Origin of the sequence: Streptomyces sp. NPDC002044, assembly GCF_040296725.1 — a bacterium.
In the GTDB taxonomy this organism is placed as follows: Bacteria; Actinomycetota; Actinomycetes; order Streptomycetales; family Streptomycetaceae; genus Streptomyces; species Streptomyces antarcticus.
This window is the reverse complement of sequence record NZ_JBEOXU010000237.1, coordinates 1-6,351: the sequence shown is the minus strand read 5'-3', so window position 1 is coordinate 6,351 and position 6,351 is coordinate 1. Positions and strand designations below refer to the sequence as shown.

General features: G+C 73.0%; 7 protein-coding genes and 1 pseudogene. 7 read left to right on the top strand and 1 reads right to left on the bottom strand.

Annotated elements, in window-relative coordinates:
- Positions 1 to 40: 40 nt before the first annotated feature.
- From ABT106_RS30575 to ABT106_RS30555, 5 genes and pseudogenes are all read left to right on the top strand, one after another.
- Positions 41 to 457: pseudogene (locus ABT106_RS30575) on the top strand (Kae1-like domain-containing protein); the annotation flags it as partial.
- Positions 426 to 758: a HypC/HybG/HupF family hydrogenase formation chaperone gene (locus ABT106_RS30570; protein ID WP_351283929.1), complete on the top strand. Its 333-nt coding sequence runs from the start codon at positions 426 to 428 to the stop codon at positions 756 to 758. The pseudogene ABT106_RS30575 and the gene ABT106_RS30570, both read left to right, overlap by 32 nt.
- Positions 755 to 1,900: a hydrogenase formation protein HypD gene (hypD, locus tag ABT106_RS30565; RefSeq protein ID WP_351283927.1), complete on the top strand. Its 1,146-nt coding sequence runs from the start codon at positions 755 to 757 to the stop codon at positions 1,898 to 1,900. The genes ABT106_RS30570 and hypD overlap by 4 nt, the downstream gene beginning before the upstream one ends.
- The gene (hypE, locus tag ABT106_RS30560) at positions 1,893 to 2,954 is read left to right on the top strand and encodes a hydrogenase expression/formation protein HypE (RefSeq protein ID WP_351283924.1); all 1,062 of its coding nucleotides are present in this window, start codon (positions 1,893 to 1,895) and stop codon (positions 2,952 to 2,954) included. Before hypD ends, hypE begins: the two co-directional genes overlap by 8 nt.
- A gap of 97 nt (positions 2,955 to 3,051) precedes the next feature.
- Positions 3,052 to 3,294 (top strand): DUF6158 family protein, encoded by a 243-nt coding sequence (locus tag ABT106_RS30555; protein ID WP_351283921.1) that lies wholly within the window; start codon positions 3,052 to 3,054, stop codon positions 3,292 to 3,294.
- An 82-nt stretch (positions 3,295 to 3,376) separates the two neighbouring features.
- On the opposite strand, the gene ABT106_RS30550 is transcribed toward ABT106_RS30555, so the two are convergent.
- Positions 3,377 to 3,895, bottom strand: coding sequence for a DUF6328 family protein (locus ABT106_RS30550; RefSeq protein ID WP_351283919.1), 519 nt, complete (start codon positions 3,893 to 3,895; stop codon positions 3,377 to 3,379).
- A 209-nt stretch (positions 3,896 to 4,104) separates the two neighbouring features.
- Here ABT106_RS30550 and ABT106_RS30545 point away from each other — a divergent pair, with 209 nt between their 5' ends.
- Positions 4,105 to 4,674, top strand: coding sequence for a TetR/AcrR family transcriptional regulator (locus ABT106_RS30545; protein ID WP_351283916.1), 570 nt, complete (start codon positions 4,105 to 4,107; stop codon positions 4,672 to 4,674).
- Positions 4,675 to 4,718: 44 nt separating this feature from the next.
- On the top strand, positions 4,719 to 6,242 hold the full coding sequence (locus ABT106_RS30540; protein WP_351283913.1) for an MFS transporter: 1,524 nt from the start codon (positions 4,719 to 4,721) through the stop codon (positions 6,240 to 6,242).
- Positions 6,243 to 6,351 lie beyond the last annotated feature (109 nt).

Below are 6,351 nucleotides of genomic sequence, written 5' to 3'. Positions count from 1 at the left end.
CCCGGGTTAGGGCCCGGCGCCGGGACCGGCCGCGGGTTCCGCCTTCGCGGTGCCCCCGCCCGCCGCGGGCGCACCGGGCCCGCTCACCGCCGACCCGGCACCCGTACTGGCCGCCGTGGCGGCCGACGTCCGCGCGGGCGTCGCCCGTTCCGTGATCGCGGCCCGCTTCCACGCCGGCGTCGCCGCCCTCGTCGGAACGCTCTGCGGCCTCGCCCGCGAGGGCCACGGCCTGGACACCGTCGCCCTGACCGGCGGGGTCTTCGCCAACACCCTGCTGTCCTCGGCCTGTGCCCGCGCCCTGCGCGCCGACGGCTTCACGGTCCTGCGTCACAGCGCGGTCCCGCCGGGCGACGGGGGCCTGTCCCTCGGCCAGCTCATGGTGGCGGCCCACGCCACGGATCACCACCCACAGCAAGGAGAACCCCATGTGCCTGGCGGTACCCGGCAGAGTGCTTGACATCGGGGAGAAGGACGGCACCCGGATGGCCACCGTCGACTTCGGCGGCGTACAGAAGGAGGTGTGCCTGGAGTACCTGCCCGACCTCCAGGTCGGCGAGTACGCCATCGTCCACGTCGGGTTCGCCCTCCAACGACTCGACGAGGAGTCGGCCAAGCAGACGCTCGAACTCTTCGCCCAGCTCGGCATGTTGCAGGAGGAGTTCGGAGACCCGTGGGAGCAGGCCGCGGAGGCCGCCGGTGACTGGCCCTTCGGTGACAGCCCCGCAGGCGACGCAGCGCAGGAGGAAGCCCGCCAGTGAAGTACATCGACGAGTTCCAGGACCCCGAGCTCGCCCGCCGGCTGCTCGACGACATCCACGCCACGGTGACCCGGCCGTGGGCCCTGATGGAGGTCTGCGGCGGCCAGACCCACACCATCATCCGGCACGGGATCGATCAACTCCTGCCAGATCTGGTGGAGTTGATTCACGGACCCGGCTGCCCGGTGTGCGTCACCCCGCTGGAGGTCATCGACAAGGCGCTGGAGATCGCCTCCCGCCCGAACGTGATCTTCTGCTCCTTCGGCGACATGCTGCGCGTCCCCGGCACCGGCCGCGACCTCTTCCAGGTGCGCAGCGAGGGCGGCGACGTACGCGTCGTCTACTCCCCGCTCGACGCGCTGAAGATCGCCCAGCAGAACCCGCAGCGCGAGGTGGTCTTCTTCGGCATCGGCTTCGAGACCACGGCCCCGCCCAACGCCATGACCGTCCACCAGGCGAGGAAACTGGGTCTCCGCAACTTCAGCCTGCTCGTCTCGCACGTCCGGGTGCCACCCGCGATCGAGGCGATCATGCGGTCGCCGAGCTGCCGGGTCCAGGGCTTCCTGGCCGCCGGGCACGTGTGCAGTGTGATGGGCACGGGGGAGTACCCCGCGCTCGCCGAGCGCCACCGCGTCCCGATCGTGGTGACGGGCTTCGAGCCGCTGGACATCCTCGAAGGCGTACGGCGGGCCGTGCACCAGCTGGAGCGCGGCGAGCACACCGTCGACAACGCCTACGCGCGGGCCGTCCGCCCCGAGGGGAACCCGGCCGCGCTCGCGATGCTGGAGGACGTCTTCGAGGTCACCGACCGCGCCTGGCGCGGCATCGGGGTCATCCCCGACAGCGGGTGGCGGCTCTCCGAGCGCTACCGGGAGTACGACGCCGAGCACCGTTTCTCGGTGACGGACATCACGACGCTGGAACCGGCCGAGTGCCGCAGCGGCGAAGTCCTCCAGGGGCTCCTGAAGCCGCACGAGTGCGAGGCGTTCGGGACGCTGTGCACCCCGCGCAACCCGCTCGGCGCCACCATGGTCTCCAGCGAGGGCGCGTGCGCGGCGTACTACCTGTACCGCCGCCTGGAACTCACCCCGGCCCCGCAGCCCGGGACCGTCGCACCGCTGGAGGCGAGCCCCGTTGCCTGACACCGCACTCGACATCACCGGCTGGACCTGTCCGGCACCCCTGCGGGACCGTCCGCGTGTGGTGATGGGCCACGGCGGCGGCGGAGCGCTCTCCGCCGAACTCGTCGAGCACCTCTTCGCCCCCGCCTACGGCGGCGAGGTGCTGTCCCGGCTGGGGGACTCCGCGGCGCTCACCCTGGGCGGCGCCCGCCTGGCCTTCTCCACCGATTCCTACGTGGTGCGGCCGCTGTTCTTCCCCGGCGGCTGCATCGGCGACCTCGCGGTCAACGGCACGGTCAACGACCTCGCCATGAGCGGCGCCCGGGCCGCCTACCTGTCCTGCGGGTTCATCCTGGAGGAGGGCGTCGAGATCTCCGTCGTGGCCCGGGTGGCCGAGGCCCTGGGCGCCGCGGCGCGCGCCGCGGGCGTGGAAGTGGCGACCGGTGACACCAAGGTGGTGGAGGCGGGCCACGGCGACGGCGTCTACATCAACACCTCGGGGATCGGGCTCATCCCCGAGGGCGTGGACCTGCGCCCCCAGCGGGTCGTGCCCGGCGACGTCGTCATCGTGAGCGGCGAGATCGGCCTGCACGGCGTGGCCATCATGAGCGTGCGCGAGGGGCTGGAGTTCGGAGTCGACGTCGAGAGCGACTGCGCGGCGCTCGGCGGCCTGGTGGCGGCCATGCTCGCCGTGACCCCGGACCTGCACGTGCTGCGGGACCCCACCCGGGGCGGGCTGGCCGCCTCCCTCAACGAGATCGCGGCCGCCTCCGGCGCGGGCGTCGTCATCCAGGAGGGCCGGATCCCGGTGCCGCCCGCCGTGGCGAACGCCTGCGCGATCCTCGGTCTCGACCCGCTCTACGTGGCCAACGAGGGCAAGCTCGTCGCCTTCGTTCCGCGCGAGCACGCCGACGCCGTCCTGGACGCCATGCGCGCCCATCCGCTGGGCCGCCACGCGCGGGTCATCGGCGAGGCCGTCGAGGCCCACCCCGGGCTCGTCGTGGCCCGTACCGGCCTCGGCGGCACCCGGGTGGTGGACCTCCCGATCGGGGAGCAGCTGCCGCGCATCTGCTGACCGCACGGGCGCGCCCCCCACGCCGGCCGGGATGTCCGGGCGGGCGCGGAGGGCGCGGGCCGTCCTACGCTGGTCTCCTGGAGGAGGTGGATGTGCCATGGCGGAGCACGACGGCGGTCCCTCGGCGCGGAACCTGGAGGAGGGCCGGCTCCTGAAGGAGCTGGAGGCCATCCACCGCACGCGCCACGAGACCCTGCTGCACGGATCCGACGACGCGCTGGTCACCCACACGCAGCGGATGAACGAGCTGGAGCACGAGTACGTGCGCCGTCATCCGCGGCGCGCCCAGACCCCGGGCCGCACCCGCTCGGGTGCCAGGGCCCGCCACGCCGGGGAGTAGCCGAGGGGCCGGAAACGGCCAGGCCGGAGCCGGCAGGGCCGAAACCGGCAGGGACGCAACCGGGTCGGCCGGGGCCCCCGGCTCAGTCCTTGGTGGTGTAGCGCACCCGCGCCCACAGCGGCAGGGCGAACCAGCACAGCAGGTACCAGGCCAGCACCCCGGAGACGATCCACGGCACGATCGCGTTGTGCGTGGCCACGCGCAGGACCAGCAGCAGGGCGAACGTCAGTGTCGCCAGCAGCAGCACGATGCCGACGAAGGTGAGCCGTGACGCCCAGGCCACGGCCTCGGGCTTGATCCGGCGTCCCGAGACGATGCGGTGGAAGGCGACCGGCCCTATCAGGGCGCCCGTGGCCATCGATCCGAGGATCACCGTGATGATGTAAAGCGTCTTGTCCGTCTGGTCGAGCCCCTGGAAGTGCGGGGTGAAGACGACGGTCAGCAGGAAGCCGAACAGGATCTGCACGCCCGTCTGGGCGACCCGTATCTCCTGGACCAGCTCCTGCCACTGCCGGTCCGCGCGCTCCACCGCGGTCTCGTTCCGGCCGTCGCCCGGAACTTCGTCCGCGTCCGCGCCGGCGTCTGTGTCCTGGTGCCTCATGTATGGCTTCCCTCCCCGAGTGTGCCTCGGCGTCTACCCGGACGCCGCCGCGTCATGCGGAACGCGGACCAGCAGATTCCGCCGGTCCGGGCGCACCGGTCACGGGTGGGCCGGTCACGGGTGGGCCGGCGGCCACGGTTGGGCTTCCACGGATCGGACTTGCCTCATCTGAGACAACTTTGTATCGTTCGAGGCGAAGGAGGCTCATCATGGTGCAGGAAGAAGAACTGCTGGACGGCGCCGCGCGCGTCCTGGCCGGCGACCACAGCGCGTCGATGGTCCAGATCGCCGCGGGCATCGGGACCAGCCGCGCCACGCTCAGCCGCCGCTACGCGACCCGCGAGGCCCTGTTGAAGGCCGTCGCGGACCGGGCCATCCGCGTGGTCGACGGCTGCCTCGGCCCGGTCGACCTGCCGGACACCGCCGACGGTGCCGCCTTCGACGCCGCCCTGGAGGAACTGGTCGTCGCGCTGCTGCCGGCCGCCCACCTCTACGGGTTCACCACGCGCGACGCCACCGTCCTAGCCGATCCCGAGTTCCGGGCCGGGGTGGACCGGCAGGACCGCAGGGCCCTCGCCTTCCTCGCCCTCGGCCAGCGGCTCGGCCGGCTGCGCGCGGACCTGCCGCCCTACTGGATCTGGTACTCGCTCTGGGGGCTGCTCGACGCCGCCGCCGAGGGCGTGCGCGACGGCCACCTCGCCCCCCGCGAGACCGGCCGCCTGGTCCTGACGTCCTTCCTCGGCGGGACGCGGCCCGCAGCGCCACCCCCCGCACCCTGAACCGCCACGCCCCACCCCCGTGCACGACCCCAGAACGGAATCCCATGCACACCCCCTCGCAGGACCCCCGCCGGTGGATCGTCCTGGCGATCCTCTCCGGCAGTCTCCTGCTCATCTCCATGGACACCACGATCCTCAACGTGGCCTTCCCCTCCCTCGTCGGAGACCTCCGGCCGGGCGCCGTCCAGCAGCTGTGGATCATCGACGTCTACGCGCTCGCCCTGTCCGGCCTGCTCGTCACCGCGGGCGCGCTCGGTGACCGCTGGGGGCGCAAGCGACTCCTCATGGCGGGCTTCGGCATCTTCTCCGTCGCCTCCCTGATCGCCGTGTTCTCCACCGCGGCCTGGCACGTGATCGCCGCCCGCGCCCTCCTCGGCATCGGCGGCGCCGCCATCATGCCCGCCACCCTGTCGATCCTGCGCAGCGTCTTCACCGATGCCAAGGAGCGCGCCTTCGCCCTCGCCGTCTGGGCGGCCGTCTTCGGTGGCGGCATGGCCTTCGGCCCGGTCGTCGGCGGCCTGCTGGTCCAGGACTACGGCTGGCACTCGGCGTTCCTGCTCAACCTCCCCGTCGCCGCGGTCATCGTCGCGGCCGGCCTGCGCTACCTGCCCGAGTCCCGCTCCCCCCGCGCCGCCGGCGCGTGGGACTGGTGGGGCGTCGGCCAGTCCATCGTCGGCATGCTCGCTCTCGCGGGCGGCATCAAGCAGCTCGGCAAGAGCGGCGTCGCCGACCCCCTGCCCTGGGCCCTGCTGATCCTGGCCGCCGTCGCCCTGACCGTCTTCGTCCGGCGCCAGCTGCGCCTGGACAACCCGCTGCTCCAGGTGCGGCTGTTCGCCAAGCCCGCCTTCAGCGTCGCGGCCACCGCGATCTTCCTGCCCATGGTCGGCATGGGCGCGATCCTGTTCCTCGTCACCCAGTGGTTCCAGTACGGCCAGGGCTACACCCCGCTGGAGGCCGGCCTGCGTCTGCTGCCGGCCCCGCTCGCCCTGATCTGTGCCTCCATGGTGGCTCCGAGCCTGATGCAGCGCTTCGCGATCCGTCACGTCCTCGGCGCCGGCCTGGTCGTCCTGGCGGCCGGGATGGCACTGCCCTGGACCTTCCAGCAGTTCACCGACCTCGGCTACCCGGCCTTCGCCGCCGCCCTCACGATCATGGGTCTGGGCGCCGGACTCGCCACCACGGTGGCCTCGGTCACGCTGATCTCCGCCGCCCCCGCGGACGAGGTCTCCAGCGCCGCCGCCATCGAGGAGACCTGCTACGAGCTCGGCTCGGCGATGGGCGTCGCCATCCTGGGCTCCACGGCCGCCGCCCTCTACCGGGGCAACCTTCCCGCCCTGGACCTGGACGGCCCCAGCACCGCCGCCGTGCGCGACTCCGTCGGCGAGGCCGCCCACACCGCCGAACGGCTCGGCGGCGCCGTCGGCCAGGCGCTGCTGGACACCGCCTCCCACGCCTACACCCTGGCCATCACCCCGGCGTTCCTGATGGCGGGAGTCCTGGCGGTCGCCGCGGCGGCCACCACCTGGTCCCTCATTCCCCGGGACCTCCAGCCCACCGAGAACCACTGACGGGAGCGGGGCCGGACGCGGGCGCGGCGGGCGCCGGACCGAACGTGGTGGCACCGGGAGCCGCCCGGTGCGACATGCGAAGGCCGCTGCCGGGACCCCGAACGGTCCC